Genomic DNA, 19,446 nt, shown 5'->3' with positions numbered 1-19,446 from the left:
ATAATCTATCTAAACATATTCTTTAAATTTTCAATACTAATCTGAAAATCAGAATGTTCTTTTATTCCTTGCCTCAAATAAGCATTAATAGTATCAATATATTGAACAGCCATATCAACTTTTTTATTGCTTCCCTTTACATAGGCACCTATATTTATTAAATCCTCTGAGTTATTGTAAGTAGCCAATAAATCTCTGGCAAAAGATGCTGCTTTCTTATGATCATCTTTAGCAATTTCTGACATAAGTCTGCTTACACTACTTAAAATATCTATGGCAGGATAATGATTTTTAGCAGCCAGATTTCTGGATAATACTATATGCCCATCCAAAATACCTCTTACTGCATCTGCTATCGGTTCATTAAAATCATCTCCATCAACAAGAACTGTATAGAAGGCTGTAATAGATCCCTTATCAGACATACCCGACCTCTCCATAAGTCTTGGAAGCATTGCAAATACGGAAGGTGTATACCCCTTAGTTGCTGGCGGTTCACCTATTGCAAGTCCAATTTCTCTCTGTGCCATTGCAAATCTTGTTACAGAATCCATCATAAGAATAACTTTTTTGCCCTTGTCTCTAAAATATTCAGCAATAGCAGTAGCCGTAAAGCTTCCTTTAAGTCTCACTAAGGCTGGCTGATCGGAAGTTGCACAAACAATTATGGATTTTTTCAAACCTTCTTCTCCCAAATCTTTTTCAAGGAAATCCAAAACCTCTCTTCCTCTTTCACCTATAAGTGCTATAACATTTACATCTGCTTTTGCTTCTCTGGCTATCATACCTAAAGTAGTACTTTTACCAACACCACTACCTGCGAAAATACCAATTCTCTGTCCTTCACCACAGGTTAAAAATCCATCAATGGCTCTAACACCTGTTGCTATAGGTTCTTTAATTCTCCTTCTTTTCAGAGGATCAGGCGGAGCAGTATCCAACGGATATTCATCTCCTGCATTAACAGCTTCACCATCAATTGGCCTTCCAAGCCCATCAAGAACTTTACCAAACAATTTTTCTGAGCATCTAACACTTAAAGGCTTTTTGGATGAAATAACTCTGCATCCTGGTGCAATACCATTAAGCTCACCAAGCGGCATTAATATTACATTATCTTCTTTAAATCCTACAACCTCACATATAATAGGTTTATTTTTTTCATTATATATAGTACATACCTCTCCAACAAAGGCTCTAATTCCTTCTACTTCAATAGTAAGACCAATAACCTGTTTTACCATTCCTTCAATATATTTAAAATCACATTCGCTAATTTTCTCTTTTAATCCTTGCAAATCCAGTGAAATTCCCAAAACTTCACCAACCCCTTTAAGTTAGTAACCAGTAGCCAGTAACCAGTGACCAGTTTCTAGTAACCAGTTTCCAGTGACTAGTAGCCAGTAAAATATTCTTCACTAGTACCTTGCACCTAGTACCTAGCACCTACTATCTGTTCCTTAATTTCTAGTATTTATTCTGTGATTAACATTTCTCTAACCTTTTCTATTGCATTATTAATATCTACAACAATCTTGCCATTTTCTCTTTGAATCACAGCACAGCCTTCTTCTAAATTATCATCAGCCGCAACAAAAACTTCGCCTCTATAAACTGCTGTGTTTTTCCATTCTTTAATTTTTTCTTTAACATCCTCAACATAACTACTTCTACATTTAACTATAATCGTTTTAGACTTTACAGCCATTTCCATAGCATCTAAAATCATATTGCCAATTGCATCTTTATCTTTAATTTCTTTTTTAAGAATATTTTCACTTATTGATAATATCAGGTCCTTAATTTCATCTTTTTTCTCTTCTAAATATCTTATGTATTCATCTTTAGCTTGAAGCAGTAAAGAATCAGCATTTTTAGCTGTCATGTCTGCTTCCATTTGTGCTTGCTTCTTCATTGTGTCATAATAGGAATTTGCCTCCTCTATCCCCTTTTGATAAGACTCCTCATAGCCCTCCTGCATACCTTTTTCATATCCTTTTTGGTAAGCATCCTGTTCTATTTGCTGAGCTTCATCAAAAGCTTTAGAAAGAATTTTCTCTCCCTGTCTTCTGGCATTTTCCACCATAGTTCTTGCCAAGACTTCATAGTTATCTATGAAATCTCTGGCATTTTTTTCACCTAGTTCTTTATTTTTAGTATTATTATACAATGTATTTATTTCTTTTCCTCCATCATCAATCACGCTGTTTTTCTTTATAACTTTATACGATGATAGCATCTTCTCCACCTCTTGAAATAATTATTTCACCTGCATCTTCTAATCTTCTGATTACGCTGACAATTTTCTGTTGAGCTTTTTCAACATCCATAAGTCTTACAGGTCCTAAGAATTCTATATCTTCTTTTAATGAAGCAGCAGCTCTCTTGGATTGATTTTTGAAAATAGAGTTGGCAACTTCTTCTGAACATCCTTTCAATGCAAGAGCAAGATCTTTTGTTTCCACTTCTCGCAGAACCCTTTGTATTGATACATCGTCCAGTGTAATAATATCCTCGAATACAAACATGGATTGCTTGATTTTTTCTGCAAGTTCCGGATCTTCTCTTTCCAATCCCTCTGTAATATTCTTTTCAGTAGTTCTGTCAACTTGATTCAGTATATCAACAAGAGTTTCAACTCCACCTAAAGTAGTCATATCTGTTCTAACTACTGTAGATAATTTACTGTTTAATACTTTTTCTATTTCCTTTATAACCATAGGAGAAGTATTATCCATAGTTGCTACTCTAAAGGCAACATCAGTCTGAATATCTTCTGGAAGTTCTGCAACTATTTGTGCAGACTTATCTGCTTGAAGATAACATAATATTAATGCAATTGTCTGAGGATGCTCATTAGATATTACATTTAATAATTGATGTGCATCAGCCTTTCTAGCTATTGCAAAAGGTCTGTATTGTTGAGTTGCCTCTGAAACCTTTTCCAATATTTCCATAGCTCTCTGACTTCCTAGAGCTTTTCCCAAAAGATTTCTAGCATACTCGAAGCCGCCTTCCAATATATAGTCCTTTGCCTTATTCATTTCAATAAATTCTGAGAGTATTTCTGTTCTTTGGTTTTGTTTTACCGATGTTATATTTGCTATTTCATAGGTTATTTTTTGAATTTCAGCATCTGACAACTTCTTTATTATTCCTGAAGCAGCTTCAGGTCCAAGCGTTATGAAAAGAATGGCAGCCTTTTGAACCCCTGTTAATTTATTATCTTTAGCCATATCCTATCACCTCTCATCCTCTGTCATCCAAGATTTAATAATGTCAGCCACTTGATCTGGTTTTTCAGATGCATATTTTTTAATCTCTTTCTCTATATGAGTATGCTCATTTTCCTCTTCAAAAGTTATAGGTTTAAGGGGTTCTTTTGCAACTATGTTGTCATCAATAAGAACATCAATACCTTCTGTTTCCTCTTCCTGATTCTTCTTCTTATACCTTTTAAGAGAAACAAATATTATTATCAATACTGCTAGAGCTGCTACACCTGCTCCAATATATTTATACATAAGCATCTTCTTTCTATTTGCTTCCTCCTCAGCAGCTTTTTTATCTGCTTCCTGGGCTGGATCCGTAATACCGCTGTTAAACTTCATTCCTTCAACACTAATAATGTCTCCTCTTGTTTGATTATAAGCAATAGCTGCTGATACAGTACTTTTTATTTTAGCTCTATCTTCTTCGCTTAGCTCTTCATCATTAACAATAACAGAAGCTGAAATTCTTTTTATACTTCCCGGCGCTGATATTACCTTTTCTTCTACCTTTCCAACCTCATAATTTTTTGTACTTTCCTCATGAGATGAAGTTGTATTTCCGCCTTGTCCATTAGTATATGTATTAGACATATTGTCATCCACAGGGCTTCTATTTGTATTTTCAGAGCCAGTGGTATCTGTATCCTTTACAGTTTTTTCACTTCTGACAACTGGTTTTTCATTCCAAGCAATAGAAGTCTTTTCCGCTGCATCAAAGTTAGCCTCTACATCAACAGTAGCTTGTACACCTTTACCATATTTGGGAGATAGAAGTGCCAAGATTTTCTGTGTATATTCTTTTTCTATATTTTTTTCATATTCTCTTTGTTTATCTGTAGCTTCTGAAATATCTGCTGTTTGATCTTTAAACAAATCTTCACTCAAAACTTTTGTAGTACCATTTATTATTCCTATAACCTTAACATTTTCTTTAGTAAGATTTCTAACACTTCCTGTTACAAGAGAAACTATCGCTTTTATTTGATCTTTGCTAATATTTTTTCCAGTTTTAAATTGAAGAGTTACAGAAGCTTGAGCTGACTCAGCTTCTCTAAAAAAATTGCTTTCCTGCGGCATAACCAGCTTCACATCTGCTTTTTCAACTTCAGGAAAAGATTGGATAGTTTTTTCAAGCTCACCCTGAAGAGCAATTTGATATTTCCTGTCCATTTCTTTATCTGTCATTCCCCATTGGCTTCCCTCATCAAGAATTTCATATCCCTTAGCTCCACTTGTCAAGGTAGGAGCAATCTCCATTCTTAATTCTGCCACATTTTCTTCAGGTACTTTTATTACATTATTTTCAACCTTATATTGAATTTTCTTTTCATTTAATTTTGCCAGAACTGTTTGGGCATCGTTAGAATCCATATCTTTAAATAACACTGCATAATTTGTAGTATTTAAATAAGCAATTAAAAATATAAGAGCTGCAACACTACCGATAGCAAGTATTCCAAAAGCTATTTTCTTCCCTTTGCTCAGTTCTTTTATTTTTTCAAGTATATTATTTATACCCTCTTTTATTTTGTTCATTTATCTAGCACTCCTCACTATACCTGCGTCCTGTTCAATTCTTGATAAGCCTCCATAAGCTTGTTTCTAATTTCCACTGCAAGTTGAAGAGAAAGTTTTGCTTCTTCTGCCTTCATCATCACTTCATGAACAGGAACATCTTCTCCTTTAATAAACTGTTCCGTTACGCTTTCAGATTCCAGCTGTTTATCATTAACTTCATTTAATTTATTCTTTAAGGCTTCAGCAAATCCTACTGAGCTTTTTTCTTCTTTAACCCCTTTTTCAGGTGAATTTACTATACTATAGATTGATGTATTAGGTATAAATTCATTTATCTTCATTTATATCTCCCCTATCTGCCAATTTCCAAAGCTTTCATAAACATTCCTTTTTCTGTATTCATAGCCGTTACATTTGCTTCATAAGCACGTGAAGCAGCTATCATATCCGCCATCTCATTTAAAACATTCACATTTGGCATTAAAACATACCCCTCGTTATCTGCATCAGGATGTGATGGGTCATATACCTTTCTTAAGGGTGAATTATCCTCTTCAATCCCAACAGCTTTTACACCTTTTAACTTATCATTATATGTATTTGTTGCTTTATTCATTTCTTTTTCCAAGTTTTCTTCAAATACTGCAACCTTTCTTTTATAAGGCTGTCCATTTTCTCCTCTGGTGGTTGAAACATTTGCAATGTTGGATGCAATAGTATCCATTCTAAGTCTCTCTGCTGAAAGACCACTGGCACTTATTCTCATTGAACTAAAAGCACTCATCTTATCTTCCCCCTGTTATAACTGTTCTGGTCATAGAAATTCTATTGTTTACCTGACTAATTAAAGCATTATATTTAAGATAGTTAGCAGCTAAATTAGCCATTTCATTATCTATATCTACATTATTTCCATCCATTCTCATACTGTCCGATTCATCTGTTTCAACCTTGATTTCACCATATTTTTCCACATTTCCTATATGCTTTTCATTTGTATTTAATAGGTGTATATCTTTTTTACTTTCCTCCAAAGTTTCTTCAAAAGTTACGTGATGACTTTTATATCCTTTAGTATTTACATTTGAAATGTTATTTGCTATAACTTCTTTTCTTTTCTCTGAGGCATCTAAAGATTTTTTTAACAAATCATAATTTCTTGCACTGACAGAAGTACTATTTATTTTCACATTATCAACTCCTAACCATCATATATTACATAAATATTTAATTTATGGTAATTTGACTATTTTATAACTTAAATTTACTTAAATTTTACCATAAATATGAACAAATTTTAACACAAATTTATTTTTTTTTTAAATTTTTTCTAAAGTTCATATAATAATTACTATTTTTTCATTTTTTCATTACTAGTATAGTATATAATAATTTTACAAATTTTAAAACAGATTCAAGCTAATTTTTAGATAAAATTAAAATTTTCATTAAAGTTGATTCAAAATCATAGTAACTATCTCCTCAGCATTATCTCAGCAGAGTTTTAACTACAATTTTACAATTTTTAAAAAGTTAATTAATAAATTTACAAAGTTCAAGAAATTAACTAATAATTTAAAATTTTCTACAAACTACTTAAATAACTTCCAAATCATCTTTTATAAAGCACAAAAAAAACTAGTAATTTATAATTTTATCGTAGCCTTCACAAAAAAACTTTAGTTTAATTATATTTCACATTAAAACTACCGTTTTAATTGCAAATAAAAAAATCTAGGTTTTTACCTAGATCTTACATTTTCTAATATTCTTAAAATATCTTGTGGAAATTTGTTTGATTGTACCATCATTGCATGACCTGAATCAACCAAAACATTATTTTTGGCAAATTCCATCATCTCCTCTGCTATATCTGCATCTCTTATTTTGCTTTCTGCACCTGTAATTCTATCATGAATCTCTGCCACTTTATCGTAGGTACTTTCAAATCTATTACTTAAAGCTCCATATTTACTTCTAATTGACAAAATTGTCTCCATAGCTTTATCTATTATTGTTATAGCCTTATCAATACCTAATCCTCCAACTCCGTCACCTGGATTTACATTAGTATTAAGCTGTCTCAATGAATTTGTTCCATCAGTTAAATTATTGCTTGATATATCATAAAGAGGTATTTCTACTTTTTCTCCTGCATTAGCACCTATAGTCATAATCAATTTTTTCGCCGGATGATTATTGTCATAACTAACTGATGGATTTTCCTCTGGATTCAGAACAGACACTCCATTAAATTCAGTATTAGCTACAATGGAATCCATTCCTTCAATCATTTCATTAATTTCCATCTGGATATTCTCCATATCACTTGGAGTATTACTACCACTTCCAGCCTGTACAGTAAGTTCTCTTATTCTTTGAAGCATACCAGTTACACTGTCAAGCCCACCATCTGCTGTCTGAAGCATACTAACACCATCCTGTGCATTTCTCTGAGCTATCTGCAGACCTCTTATCTGCATTCTCATTCTTTCGCTGCTAGCCATGGCATTTGGATTATCCTTTGCACTATTTATTTTATATCCTGATGAAATTCTTTCTAAAGCTTTACTCTGATTGTCAAAAACCTTTATATGCTCTCTATATATGTTGAGAGAAGCTAAATTGTGATTTAATCTCATATTATCAACTCCGTATCTATATTTATCTATATTTATTATCGATTGTATTCAATTTTTCTTTAATCTTCAAATTATTTAACTCTAAAACACCATTTTTATTAATGATTCTCTGGTTACTAATCATCTGTTCCCTTATCTTTAGAGGGTATAGTTTTGTTAAATTATAAATAATACTATCCCTTGTTAAACTTGTACACCATCCTAAATTGTATATTAATCCTTTTTCCTCCATCTTACATGCTGCTTTTTCTTGATTGTCTGCAATTATTATTCCAAGTGTAGGAACACCACAAGCCGCCAGTTCATATATTGTACTTCCACAAGCAGATATAGCAATATCGCATTTATTCATTATTTCCACCATATTGACATTAAAATATAACCTTACATTTGATTTTTCCATTTTTTTAAGCTCTTTGATTTGTTCTTCATCAAAGGATGGTCCAACAACAACATGAAAATTAAGTTTTATATCTTTTACATAATTCAAAACTTTATTTGTAATGTCATTTGGATCTGCTCCACCTATAGTTATCATAACATCCGAAACTTCTTCTTTAATAATTTTATTAGGGCTATTTCTGAATTCTTCTCTTAACATAGTATATTGACTACCCAAAAACAGTTTGGTATCCTCATTCACCTTATAATACCATTCTTCAGCTCCTATATTCTGATTTATTATAAAGTCCACATTATAATAATCTAAACATTTAATATCATCTATATATCCTGTTATTTCAAATATTTTTTTAGTTTCATTAAAATAAACTTCATTTACATCATAACTATCTGTAATCAGCATATCTGCCTTGATATTTTTTAATTCTTCAATAACATTGTTTTCATTTATTAATTTAACATTAAATCCTGCATTTTTCACTTTATCAATTCCAGCTTTATATTTATCCTGCACAGAATTATTTACCTTGCACACATAAAAAACTTCGTTGGTTTTAGCTAATTCCTCAACTAAAACCAACGTTCTCATAATATGTCCCATACCGATTTTACTTCCACCATCTGCTCTTATTGCTATTTTCATATATAACACCCTTTATTTTATAAACTTCCACTCCATTGGGGTTCCTTTACTTATATCACAACTAGCTTTTTTACCAATAATATTATTTATATACTTAGTTTTCATACCAAATCCCGGTCTTATACTTCTTACATTTTCCTCTGTAAATTCTTCACCTTGTTTTATATCCTTAACTGCAAACAATGACCTAGAATGCTGGCTACTATTTCTTTGTTTTTGAGTAAGTTCATAACTAACCTTTCCTAATGCTTTTTCTACATTTCTTATATCCTGAACCATTTGTTTAAATTCTTCAGGTTCCATGGAAAAAGCTGCATCAGGACCACCACCAGATCGACTTAAAGTAAAATGCTTTTCTATAATTTTAGCACCCAAAGCTACAGCACCTACAGATACCGCACTGCCTAAAGTATGGTCTGAAAGTCCTGTTATAGCATTAAAAGTTTCAACCATATTAGGAATAGTTCTTAAATTTACTTCTTCTACTGGTGCTGGATAGGCACTTGTACATTTTAGCAGTGCTACTTGATTATTGCCCATTCTTTTACAAGCATTCACAGCTTCTTCTATATCAGAAAGAGTTGCTATCCCCGTTGACATTATTACTGGTTTCCCTTTAGAAGCTATGTATTCAATAAAAGGTATATCTGTGATTTCAAAAGAAGCAATTTTGTATGCTGGTACTTTCATATCTTCTAAGAAATCAACAGCTGTTTTATCAAAAGGAGAGGAAAAACAAATTAGTCCCTCTTCTTCTGCAATTTTCTTTAGTTTCGGCTGCCATTCCCAAGGAGTATATGCAGTTTGATATAATTTATGTAAAGTGGTTCCATCCCAAATTGTATCTTGTTTTATCTGAAAATATTCATTATCACAGTTTAATGTTATTGTATCCGGGGTATATGTTTGTAACTTTATTGCATCAGCACCAGCTTTTTTTGCTTCTTTTATAATCTTAACTGCATTATCAAATTTTTGAAGATGATTGGCTGACATTTCAGCTATTATAAAAGTAGAATTATTTTCTCCTATTATTTTATTTCCAATTTGTATTGTCTTATCCATGAATTCAGCTCCTTTTATAATAGTTTAAAACTTTTTTTACTGCATTGATAACATCTAAAACATCTTTATGCTCCATACCTGGGAAAAGCGGCAAAGTTATCATTCTCTCATATAAATCTTCTGCATTAGGACATAAGCCTTTTTTATAACCAAGTTTTTGATAATAAGGATGCATATATACAGGAAGATAGTGAACATTAACACCTATATTTTCTGCCTGAAGAGCTTCAAAAACTTCTTTTCTTGTGCAAGTGAATTTTTCTAGATTTAATTTGATTACATATAAATGCCATCCTGAATTAGAATAACAAGCCTCAAAAGGTGTTATTACTTCATCCATATCCTTGAAAGCTTCATTATACATATTAACTATTTCTCTTCTTTTATTTATAAACTTATCTAATTTGTTCATTTGGCTGCACCCTAAAGCACATTGTATATCTGTTATTCTATAATTATAGCCTAAATCTACCTGCTCATAGTACCATAGTCCTTCATTATGAGTTAAAAGTTCTTCATTTCTGGTTATACCATGAGTTCTAAACAAGAGCATTTTTTTATAAAGTTCTTCATGATCTGTAACTATCATTCCACCTTCACCACTAGTTACAGGTTTTACTGGATGAAAACTGAATTCTGTCATATGCGCTCCAGTTCCTACCTTTTTACCTTTATATTCACTCCCTAAAGCATGAGCTCCATCTTCTATTATTATTAGATTATTTCTATGTGCAATTTTTCTGATTTCATCCATATCTACAGATTGTCCAGTAAAATCTACAGGTATTATTGCCTTTGTTTTATCTGTAATTTTCTTTTCTATTTCTTTGGGATCTATGTTATAAGTTTTAGGATCTATGTCTGCAAAAACTGGAGTTCCTCCACAATATAATACACAATTTGCTGAAGCTGCAAAAGTTACAGGAGATACTATCACTTCATCTCCTTCTTCTATACCTGCTGCAAAGCATGCCATATGAAGTGCAGCTGTTCCATTTGACACTGCTACTGCATATTTTGCCCCAACATAGTCTGCTACCTTTTTTTCAAATTCTCTGACTTTAGGTCCCGTGGTTAAATAATCTCCCTTTAACACATCTACAACAGATTGTATATCCTCATCATCTATATGTTGTTTTCCATAAGATAGATATGTATTCCTTACTGGGTTACCTCCATGTATAGCTAGCTTTTCTCCTTTTAGCATTTTCAACTCTCCAATCCTGTATAACCAGTAACCAGTAACCAGTAACCAGTAACCAGTAACCAGTAACCAGTAACCAGTAACCAGATAATTTTAAATTCTTACATTTCCTGTATCAACTATATTAAATCAGTATTTTTTATCCATTCTTCTGTTTCCTTTATTCCCTCTTCTAAAGTGTACTGTGTTTTCCACTCCAAAAGTTTTTCTGCCTTTTCATAGTTACATTTTAACTTCATTATTTCACTTTGAGGGTGAATATGTTCTACATGTTTAATATCTACTCTTTCTTTAGAAATAATCTCTGCAAGTTCATTTATTGAAACATCTCTTCCTGTTCCTGCATTTACTATTTCTCCATTTACTTTATCGGAATATCCTGCCATAACAACAAATTTTGCACAATCTTTTACATAAAGCAAATCTCTTGTTTGTTCACCAGTACCATATATATTTAGCGTTTTATTATCTAAAGCATTTTTAATAAATATTGCTACTACGCCACCTTCTCCACCAGTTTTTTGGAAAGGTCCATAAGTGTTAAAGGGCCTTATTACTACTGTTGGAAGCTTATACGCATTGTAATATGAAAGCACCATGTTTTCAGCTGCTATTTTAGCTCCACCATAAGGAGATACTGGTTTAGTCATATGGAATTCGCAAACTCCTTCTTCTCCAGCCTTGTCATAAACCATACAAGTACTCATAAATACCACCTTGCAAGGTTTAGTTTCTTCTTTCTCATCTATTACCCATTTTTCACCGTTCATTTTAGCATTTTTGCCGAACATCTGAATCTTTGCTTTCTCTAATATGTTAAAAGTTCCAACTGTATCATTGTAGAATGTTGTTGTTGGATCATCTATACTATCCTGAACATTTATAGATGCTGCTAAATGATATACAATATCAAATTTATCTTTAAAAATTTCATCTAGGAGCTGATTATCTTTAATGTCCCCTTCTATAAATTTAAAATTACTGTTATCTTTAAATTCTTCTATATTTTCCATTCTTCCATTAGATAAATTATCTAACGCTAAAATAGTGTGTCCGTCTTCTAATAATCTTTTTACTACCCATCTTCCAATAAATCCGGCTCCGCCTGTTACTAAAACTTTCATGTCATCACGTCCCTTGTATTTACTTAAACATTTTTTTGAATAACTTCTTTATTTATGTTAGCAATTTGTTCATTCTCATCTAAAAATTTAACTACATCTTTAGCTGATACATTTTCATTATTAAAATGTTCATATATAAAATTTACTAGCTTAAAATCACTTTCTGTATCCACACACAACCTGTAGTCTTTATTATAGAAACGATCTCCTTTAACATAACCACTCTTAAACACTTCTGGATGATTATATATATAAAGTGTTACATGTTCTCTATATCTTTCTTCCTTTGCCAGTTCAAAAGTTTTATCTAGAGCTTCCTTTGAAAATACTTCTACATCAAAACCCCTGATAAATGTTTCTGGAACATCAAGTCTTACATAATCAAAATTATTAATTAAAAAATAACTTATTGCATTATCTACTATTACAGGATCAATTAAAGGACAATCTCCTGTAACTCTTATTATTACATCTCCACAATATTTATCACTTGCTGCCTTATACCTTTCAAGAACATCATCTTCACTGCCTCTAAAAACATCATAACAATACTCTTTTACTGTAGATTCTAAGATATCATCCTTTTCCAACTGGGAAGTTGCCAATAAAACTTGGTCTATATATCTGCTCTTCTTTAATCTATCTAAAGTATGTATTATCATCGGCTTACTTAAAATAGGTTTTATGACTTTCCCTGGCAATCTTTCTGAACCCATTCTTGCTTGAACTATAGCTAATATTTTCATCCTCATCCCACCTTTTAATTTAGATGCTTTCAACTATAGAAATTAATTCATTTAAACTGCTTATATCATAGTCACCTTCATACTCTTTATCAAGTCTTACTTTAATATGATCCCCTTCTTCTCTAGTTATTCTTATTGTTTTATATCCAATTTCCCTTGCTCCTAAAAAATCCTTATTAGGATTATCTCCTATATAAACACATTCATCAGGTGAAAAATCAAATTTTTCAGCCATATTTTTAAAAGCAAGTATATGCGGTTTCCAATATTCTCTTCCTAGATCATCTGTAACTATAATATTATCGAAATATTTTTCCAAATCTAAAAGTTTGATTTTGTTCCATTGTACAGAGGCTAGTCCATCTGTAATAAGTCCCAGTTTATAGTTTTCTTTTAATTGATTTAAAACCTTTAAACTATCATCATATAATTTAAGCTTTGGTTTAGAATTTCTATATACCTGAACCAAAGCCTTAATGTCTTCATTTATATTATAGTTTTGACATATTAGATTAAATATCTTGCCTCTGCCTTCTTTTCTTAGAATATCAATCATATCTTCATATAATCTTTCACTATTTAAATTATATTTATTGGCAAGATATTCTGCAACCTCTCTAAAAGCTCCAAAAACAAATTCCTTTTCATTATATAAAGTATCATCTAAATCAAAAGCTATAAGTTTTATCATAAAAATACCGCCTCATCATATCTTAACATAGTCAATTCTTCAAATTCACCTATTACAGGGCTTATTTCTTCTTCCTTGCACATAAGATTAAAATATTTTCCATAGTCAACTCCTGCAGCAAAAGATAACGGAACTCCTCCACCAAATCTAGGGTTAACCTCTATAAATTTAATTTCTCCATTGTGTGTAACTATGCATTGAATAGTTACAGGTCCTATAAACTTGGTTTTGGAGCATAAATCCATTACAGCATTTATAATTTTAAAATCTTTAACTGTTTTACTTTTAGAAACTTCTCCTGAACGAACTTCTATTCTTTCTCTTGGAACAGCTGAAATAACTCTCTCCCTTAAATCACATAATACATCTATGGTATATTCTGTGCCTTCTATGTATTCTTGTATTATAGGATTTTCTACGTATTCCACAAAAAAATTTAATTCTTTTTCATTTTTAACTTTGAAAACATTATTACTTCCCATCCCATCTATTGGTTTAATTATTAAAGGATAGACTAATTCACTAGGTAAACTATCTTTTAAATAACTTTTAGGAGTACTGATATTGTTCTTTATAAAAAATTCATATGTACTATATTTATCATTAAATATATTTATTACATCTACATCACTTAGAAGTATTTTTGTCCCTTGCTCTTCAAATTTACTTCTAAATTCACACAACATAGTAAACTCTTTTTCATAAAGAGGTATAAGTAAATCAACTTTTTCTTCATTACATATGCTTAAAAGAGCATCTATGTAAAGTGGGTCACTTATTTTAGGTACAATATAAAATTTATCTACAAATTTTTGAGCTGCTGCTAGCGTTCCACAATCCACTCCAATGACACAGCAGTCTTTTTTTAAATATTCTATAAGTTGAACTCGCTTGCCTATGGCAGTTAGTAAAATTTTCATGTTAAACTCTCCATAAATTACTGTTATTTATATACAGTTAAAATTTTCCTCAGTTCTTTTTCTGTAATCTTGCAATTATAATTTTCCTGATTAATATTGTCCAAATTTATTCTAGCATCCATATAATTCTTTCTCATGTGTAAAGCATTATTAAAATTAATTTTAGCTTCACCAAGCTTGTCTAGTTTAATACATACACAGCCTAAATTATTAAACGATTCAGCTAGACTTTTATCAACTATTATTGATTGTTCATAACAGTCTTTAGCTTCCTCATATCGTTCTAAAAAATAGTAACAATTTCCTAAATAAAAATAAGCTATTGCTATCTCTTCATTTTTCAAAATATCAAGCAAAACATTCTTTGCTTGATCCCATTCATTTATCTTTATTAGTATTTTAGAAAATATTAGCTTTTTCATTGACTCAGTAAAGTTGCTTTCCCAAACTACGCTTTTTATGTTTTCAATTCCTATTTTCTTTATTATCTCTATTTCATTATTAAATTGTTTTTTGTGTTCATTAGTTAAATTACTTTGATGCCTTCTATAAATATATAAAGATTTAGGTATATAGCCAACATTAAATTTTTTAGCTAACTTTAATGTAAAATCATAATCCTCTGCATGCCTATATTCTTCGTTATATTTTATTCCGCTCTCTACACATTTTCTTCTAATCATTATGGAAGCAGGCCCTGGTATTATCTGTCTAACTAACAGCATAGTCAAAAAATCTTTTCTATTTTCATACACACCTTCACTTTTTAATATATTTATAAAATTTAATTCTTCATCTACTACATCAACATTGTTATAAACTACATCTATTTCAGGATTGTTCTCTAAAAACTCAACTTGTTCTTTTAATTTTTCTTCTTTATACATGTCATCTGCATCTAAAAAACATATATATTCTCCGTTTGCTTTTAACATACCATAGTTTCTAGCTGATGCCACTCCACCATTTTTCTTATAGTAATATTTAATTTTATCTTCATATTTCTTTAATTCTTCATAAGTGTTATCTGCAGATCCATCATCTACGATAATTATTTCATAATCTTTATAAGATTGATTTAAAATGCTTTGTATGGCTTGTGATATATATTGTTTCGAATTCAACGTAGGTATTATTATACTAACCATAAATAAACTCCATTAATTAAAGTATACTATAAAGATACTTAATATACTCTTCTATAGAACATATTTCTTTTACTCTATTGATACACTTATCGCCAAATTCATATAGTTTTTCTCTATTAAAATGCAAAAATTCAATATTATCTGCTATTCCAACAACGTCTCCTATATCCACAATAAAACCATTCAGTGCATTTGATATAAATTTTTTTACACCACTTACGTTAGTAACAACAGGTACACAACCATTTCCTAAAGCTTCTAACATAGCAATGCTTGTACCTTCAAAATCTGATGTATTAACATAAATATCCATTTTTCTCCAAAATTCATGCATTTTATTATTCGGTATTTGTCCATATAAGAATATTTTATTATTAAGTTTTTTATCTTTGATAAAATTATTTATTATATTATAATAATCGCCTTGCCCCGCAATATGAAATTCATAGTTTATACTTTTACTTTCTAAATTATCTATAAGATTAATTAATAAGTCACATCTTTTTGCTTCTTTTACTAATCTACCTCCAAACCCGATTTTTAAAGATTCTTCTTTATCAGAATACCTCTTTCTTTTTCCTTCTATTACCACTGGAGATATTTTTGCAATAATATCTTCTTTTCTTTCAGGCAATAAATTTATAAATTTATTAAAAATCTCATCACTAACACATATAAATTTATTAATAATTTTAGAGTAATTAATATTTTTTTCATATGTATCATCAGAAACAGAATGAAGTATAGATATTACTTTTACGAAATCAGGGTATATTTTTTTTAGAATATTAGCTATCAAAAAAATCTCTTCAGAATGATTAGGAATAATAGTAATAGGTAAATATTTTTGCAAATTTAAACATCCTTGAACTAATGACTGTAAGTAATTTCTATCATCTATATAAAAATCTATTACTTTTTCTTCAAACTTAGCTCCTATTATTTCCAGGTTATCATCTTCCTTTGGCTTTAAATTTAATAAATAAGTATTATCATACTTCTCATTTAATGCATTACTTATTATTGAAGACAATGTTTCTACACCACCTAAAGAAATCCCACAAGGTAATGCCATGAATATACTTTTATTAGTGTAGTATGTAGGTTCTTCTTTTTTGATTTTATTTGTAAAATAATCAAAATTACTCTCTATAAGTCTCTTCGTATAGTTATACATATTATCGAAATTAACTTTATATAATAAGCCCAATGTCTGCAATTCCTTAGATATTTCCTTTACATACATACTACCTATAATTACATAATATCTATCTAAATCTATATTCTTTAATGTTTGTGGTGATCTTATACTTTTTCCATAAACCATTGCACCCCATTTATCTTCATCATTATCCACAAAAAATTCGACTCTATAATTAAATTCTCTCAAAATATTAAACATTTTTTGACCAGCATTAGATGCCCCAAAAATGATTATATTTTTTTTATTCTTTATCACAATATACACCTCATTTGCATTTACAAATATTTTCCATATGGAATCAATATACCATCTTACTAATTCCCTCTTCTATACTTATCTTTTGTTCCCACTTTAATATACTATTTATTTTTCTGTTACTCATAAAGCTAAATTTAATATCACCTTTACGTTCGTCTTTATAAATGGGCTTAATATCTTTATTTAAAGCTTTGTTTATAAACCTAACTAAATTATTAATAGTAGTTTTAGTACTAGAACATACATTAAAAATTTCATTACTATTACTCTCCATTGTCATTAACGTAGCCCTTGCAACATCTGTCACATAAATAAAATCTCTTATTTGCTCACCATCTCCAAAAATTATAGGCCTCTCTCCATTAATCATCTTATTACAAAATATTGATATTACTCCACCTTCTCCTGAACTATCTTGTCTTGGTCCATATACATTAGAACATCTTAATGAAACATATTCAATTCCATAAATTTTATTATATACCTCTAAATAATGTTCCACTGTGTGTTTACTTATCCCATAAGGTGAAAGCATATTTAAAGGATGTTTTTCATCTATAGGTAAGTATTCTGGTTCTCCAAATATGGCTGCTGAAGCAGGATATACTATTTTTTTAACTCGACTTTCTTTACAAGCTTCTAATATATTTATAGCTCCTAATATATTTATCTCTGCGTCTAATATAGGATTTTTTATTGAATTTATCACATTTATTTGTGCAGCTTCATGTATAACATAGTCTGGTTTTTCTTTACTAAATATATCTTTTATATACTTTTCTCTTATATCTACTTTATAAAACACAGCTTTTGCATTAATATTTTCTACCTTACCATGAGATAAATTATCCAAAACTACTACTTCATAACCTTCTTCTATTAATAAATCAACTATATGAGAACCTATAAATCCCGCTCCCCCTGTCACCAAAACTTTCAAAGTTATTCCTCCATATAAGTTAGTTTTTACTTTACTAATTTATTAATTATGGGTTTTAATTTTGCTTCCCATGTTAAATTTTCTTCTGCATATTTTCGCATATTACCTACTAAATCTTTGTCTTCATACACCTTATTGTAAAATTCAATTATAGTATTTATATTTATAGGAGTATCATCATTACTTACTTTAAGAGCATATTTAAAATCTGATGAAAAATCTAAATCTTCATACCCAAGCACAAATGGGATTCCTCTCGCACAATATTCTCTTGCTTTTAAAGTTGCACCATCTCTCATACTTTTTCTATACATTCCAAAAGTACCCATACCTATATCACACTTATCAAATAGTTCATCTAAATCCTTACCTGATTTATAACCCTGAAAAATAACATACTCCTCCAATCCATGCTTATTTACTAAAGTAGTTAATTTTGTTATATCATTGCCTAATCCCACTATATTAAAATAAACTAGGTAATCTAAGTAATTACTATCATAATATATTTTTAAACCTTGTATTACTCTATCATATCCTTGCCAAAAGTCTACATTAGCAACAGCAATTAAGTCAATTCTATTAGTTTTTTTTATACTTCTATTTTTAACATTAATACTTTTTAAATTTATACCATTTCCACTACAATATACAGGTATATCATAAATATAATTTAATTTATTATAGCAAACTCCTAAATCTACATATTCTCGCAAGTATCTATTAAAAAACTCATCTTTAATTAATATATTTTTATCACTTATTTCAGCTTTATATGGATATGTTGGAAAATCTAATATAATATTTATCTTAGGATTAATTTTTTTTATACTTTCTAAGAAATTTAAAAAATAGTAATCACTTAATGGATATCTTATATATATACAATCATATTTATTAGTTTCAATTAATTTTAACATTCTATTATAATAATCTTTTGTACTACTCGGTCTAATCTTTATCTTATCATTATCACAAATCTTATCTAAAATTGTAAAATGTAATTTATTATATATCAAATGTACATTAACTCCATGACTAATAAATCCTTTTGCTTGTCCAAATACTTTATTAAGAATCCCTAAGCTATTTTCATTTGCAGTATTTATATTAGATAATATTAATAATTTCATAAAATCAATTCCTTTTTTATAAACTTATTCATTATGTATTTTTATTATAATATCGTCAATACATATTATGTTTTTAAATTCAAGTTTATCCAAACCTTTCTTTATTACATCAAAAGCATAGATAGGCGTTACAACAACACAATCTACCTTTTCCATACTCTTGACTTGTTCTGGTTTCACTATCGGAACTTTATATAGGTTTTTATCCTCATTACTTTGATCTATCAAATATTTAACATCTATTTTATTACTCTCTTTTAATTCATCATATAAAAGTTCTCCTAAGTTTCCAACTCCATAAATAGCAATAGTTTTTATTTCATTCTCACTAAAATAACTATCTATGTTCTTATTATTTAATTTGTTTTTAAACCATAAATACAGTATATTATAGTAAACTTTATTTCTATAATTCATAGAGTCTATTTCATCTAATGTACTTACATACAACTGTAAAATTCCCTTATTACCAAATAATTGTTCCATTTTTCAACCTCTAATCATTTATTCTAATTCTTTATCGTTATCTTTAAGTA

General features: G+C 29.8%; 20 protein-coding genes. All 20 read right to left on the bottom strand.

All coding sequences use genetic code 11. The features are described from left to right. Window positions 1-5 precede the first annotated feature (5 nt). The 20 genes from fliI to OIO11_RS01930 all read right to left on the bottom strand — a co-directional run bounded on the left by fliI (window position 6) and on the right by OIO11_RS01930 (window position 19,396). Window positions 6-1,316 carry a flagellar protein export ATPase FliI gene (gene fliI / locus OIO11_RS02025; protein ID WP_268069669.1) on the bottom strand — a complete coding sequence of 437 codons (1,311 nt, stop codon included), beginning with the start codon at window positions 1,314-1,316 and terminating at the stop codon, window positions 6-8. Between the two features lie 158 nt (window positions 1,317-1,474). Continuing rightward, on the bottom strand, window positions 1,475-2,239 hold the full coding sequence (locus OIO11_RS02020) for a FliH/SctL family protein (RefSeq protein WP_268069668.1): 765 nt from the start codon (window positions 2,237-2,239) through the stop codon (window positions 1,475-1,477). Beyond that, window positions 2,223-3,236, bottom strand: a complete 1,014-nt coding sequence (gene fliG / locus OIO11_RS02015) for a flagellar motor switch protein FliG (RefSeq protein ID WP_268069667.1) — start codon at window positions 3,234-3,236, stop codon at window positions 2,223-2,225. Before fliG ends, OIO11_RS02020 begins: the two co-directional genes overlap by 17 nt. Window positions 3,237-3,242: 6 nt before the next feature. Then, the gene (fliF, locus tag OIO11_RS02010) at window positions 3,243-4,808 is read right to left on the bottom strand and encodes a flagellar basal-body MS-ring/collar protein FliF (protein WP_268069666.1); all 1,566 of its coding nucleotides are present in this window, start codon (window positions 4,806-4,808) and stop codon (window positions 3,243-3,245) included. Between the two features lie 17 nt (window positions 4,809-4,825). Then, the gene (fliE, locus tag OIO11_RS02005; protein WP_268069665.1) at window positions 4,826-5,131 is read right to left on the bottom strand and encodes a flagellar hook-basal body complex protein FliE; all 306 of its coding nucleotides are present in this window, start codon (window positions 5,129-5,131) and stop codon (window positions 4,826-4,828) included. Between the two features lie 11 nt (window positions 5,132-5,142). After that, a complete protein-coding gene (gene flgC / locus OIO11_RS02000; RefSeq protein WP_268069664.1) occupies window positions 5,143-5,574 on the bottom strand; it encodes a flagellar basal body rod protein FlgC in 432 nt (143 codons plus the stop codon). 1 nt (window position 5,575) lies between these two features. After that, window positions 5,576-5,980 (bottom strand): flagellar basal body rod protein FlgB, encoded by a 405-nt coding sequence (flgB, locus tag OIO11_RS01995; protein ID WP_268069663.1) that lies wholly within the window; start codon window positions 5,978-5,980, stop codon window positions 5,576-5,578. A gap of 552 nt (window positions 5,981-6,532) precedes the next feature. Then, window positions 6,533-7,432 (bottom strand): flagellin N-terminal helical domain-containing protein, encoded by a 900-nt coding sequence (locus OIO11_RS01990; RefSeq protein WP_268069662.1) that lies wholly within the window; start codon window positions 7,430-7,432, stop codon window positions 6,533-6,535. Between the two features lie 22 nt (window positions 7,433-7,454). Further along, window positions 7,455-8,477: a UDP-2,4-diacetamido-2,4,6-trideoxy-beta-L-altropyranose hydrolase gene (gene pseG / locus OIO11_RS01985; protein WP_268069661.1), complete on the bottom strand. Its 1,023-nt coding sequence runs from the start codon at window positions 8,475-8,477 to the stop codon at window positions 7,455-7,457. Window positions 8,478-8,489: 12 nt separating this feature from the next. Next, the gene (gene pseI, locus OIO11_RS01980; RefSeq protein WP_268069660.1) at window positions 8,490-9,542 is read right to left on the bottom strand and encodes a pseudaminic acid synthase; all 1,053 of its coding nucleotides are present in this window, start codon (window positions 9,540-9,542) and stop codon (window positions 8,490-8,492) included. Between the two features lie 4 nt (window positions 9,543-9,546). Beyond that, complete coding sequence (gene pseC, locus OIO11_RS01975) at window positions 9,547-10,749, bottom strand: UDP-4-amino-4,6-dideoxy-N-acetyl-beta-L-altrosamine transaminase (protein WP_268069659.1); 1,203 nt, start codon at window positions 10,747-10,749, stop codon at window positions 9,547-9,549. 116 nt (window positions 10,750-10,865) lie between these two features. Then, window positions 10,866-11,870, bottom strand: coding sequence for a dTDP-glucose 4,6-dehydratase (locus OIO11_RS01970; RefSeq protein ID WP_268069658.1), 1,005 nt, complete (start codon window positions 11,868-11,870; stop codon window positions 10,866-10,868). A 23-nt stretch (window positions 11,871-11,893) separates the two neighbouring features. Further along, window positions 11,894-12,616 (bottom strand): glycosyltransferase family protein, encoded by a 723-nt coding sequence (locus OIO11_RS01965; RefSeq protein WP_268069657.1) that lies wholly within the window; start codon window positions 12,614-12,616, stop codon window positions 11,894-11,896. Window positions 12,617-12,635: 19 nt separating this feature from the next. Beyond that, window positions 12,636-13,307 (bottom strand): HAD family hydrolase, encoded by a 672-nt coding sequence (locus OIO11_RS01960; RefSeq protein ID WP_268069656.1) that lies wholly within the window; start codon window positions 13,305-13,307, stop codon window positions 12,636-12,638. Continuing rightward, entirely contained in the window at window positions 13,304-14,227 is a 924-nt protein-coding gene (locus tag OIO11_RS01955) for an ATP-grasp domain-containing protein (protein ID WP_268069655.1), read from the bottom strand. The genes OIO11_RS01960 and OIO11_RS01955 overlap by 4 nt, the downstream gene beginning before the upstream one ends. Window positions 14,228-14,250: 23 nt before the next feature. After that, window positions 14,251-15,375 (bottom strand): glycosyltransferase, encoded by a 1,125-nt coding sequence (locus OIO11_RS01950; RefSeq protein WP_268069654.1) that lies wholly within the window; start codon window positions 15,373-15,375, stop codon window positions 14,251-14,253. Between the two features lie 16 nt (window positions 15,376-15,391). Beyond that, complete coding sequence (locus OIO11_RS01945) at window positions 15,392-16,834, bottom strand: glycosyltransferase (protein WP_268069653.1); 1,443 nt, start codon at window positions 16,832-16,834, stop codon at window positions 15,392-15,394. A 43-nt stretch (window positions 16,835-16,877) separates the two neighbouring features. Next, window positions 16,878-17,777, bottom strand: a complete 900-nt coding sequence (locus OIO11_RS01940; protein ID WP_268069652.1) for an NAD-dependent epimerase/dehydratase family protein — start codon at window positions 17,775-17,777, stop codon at window positions 16,878-16,880. A 26-nt stretch (window positions 17,778-17,803) separates the two neighbouring features. Then, complete coding sequence (locus OIO11_RS01935; RefSeq protein WP_268069651.1) at window positions 17,804-18,910, bottom strand: glycosyltransferase; 1,107 nt, start codon at window positions 18,908-18,910, stop codon at window positions 17,804-17,806. Between the two features lie 24 nt (window positions 18,911-18,934). Beyond that, on the bottom strand, window positions 18,935-19,396 hold the full coding sequence (locus OIO11_RS01930) for a hypothetical protein (protein WP_268069650.1): 462 nt from the start codon (window positions 19,394-19,396) through the stop codon (window positions 18,935-18,937). Window positions 19,397-19,446: the final 50 nt, after the last annotated feature.

The sequence above is a fragment of the Clostridium sp. ZS2-4 genome, from assembly GCF_026719745.1.
In the GTDB taxonomy this organism is placed as follows: Bacteria; Bacillota; Clostridia; order Clostridiales; family Clostridiaceae; genus Clostridium_H.
This window is presented reverse-complemented; position numbering and strand designations above follow the sequence as displayed.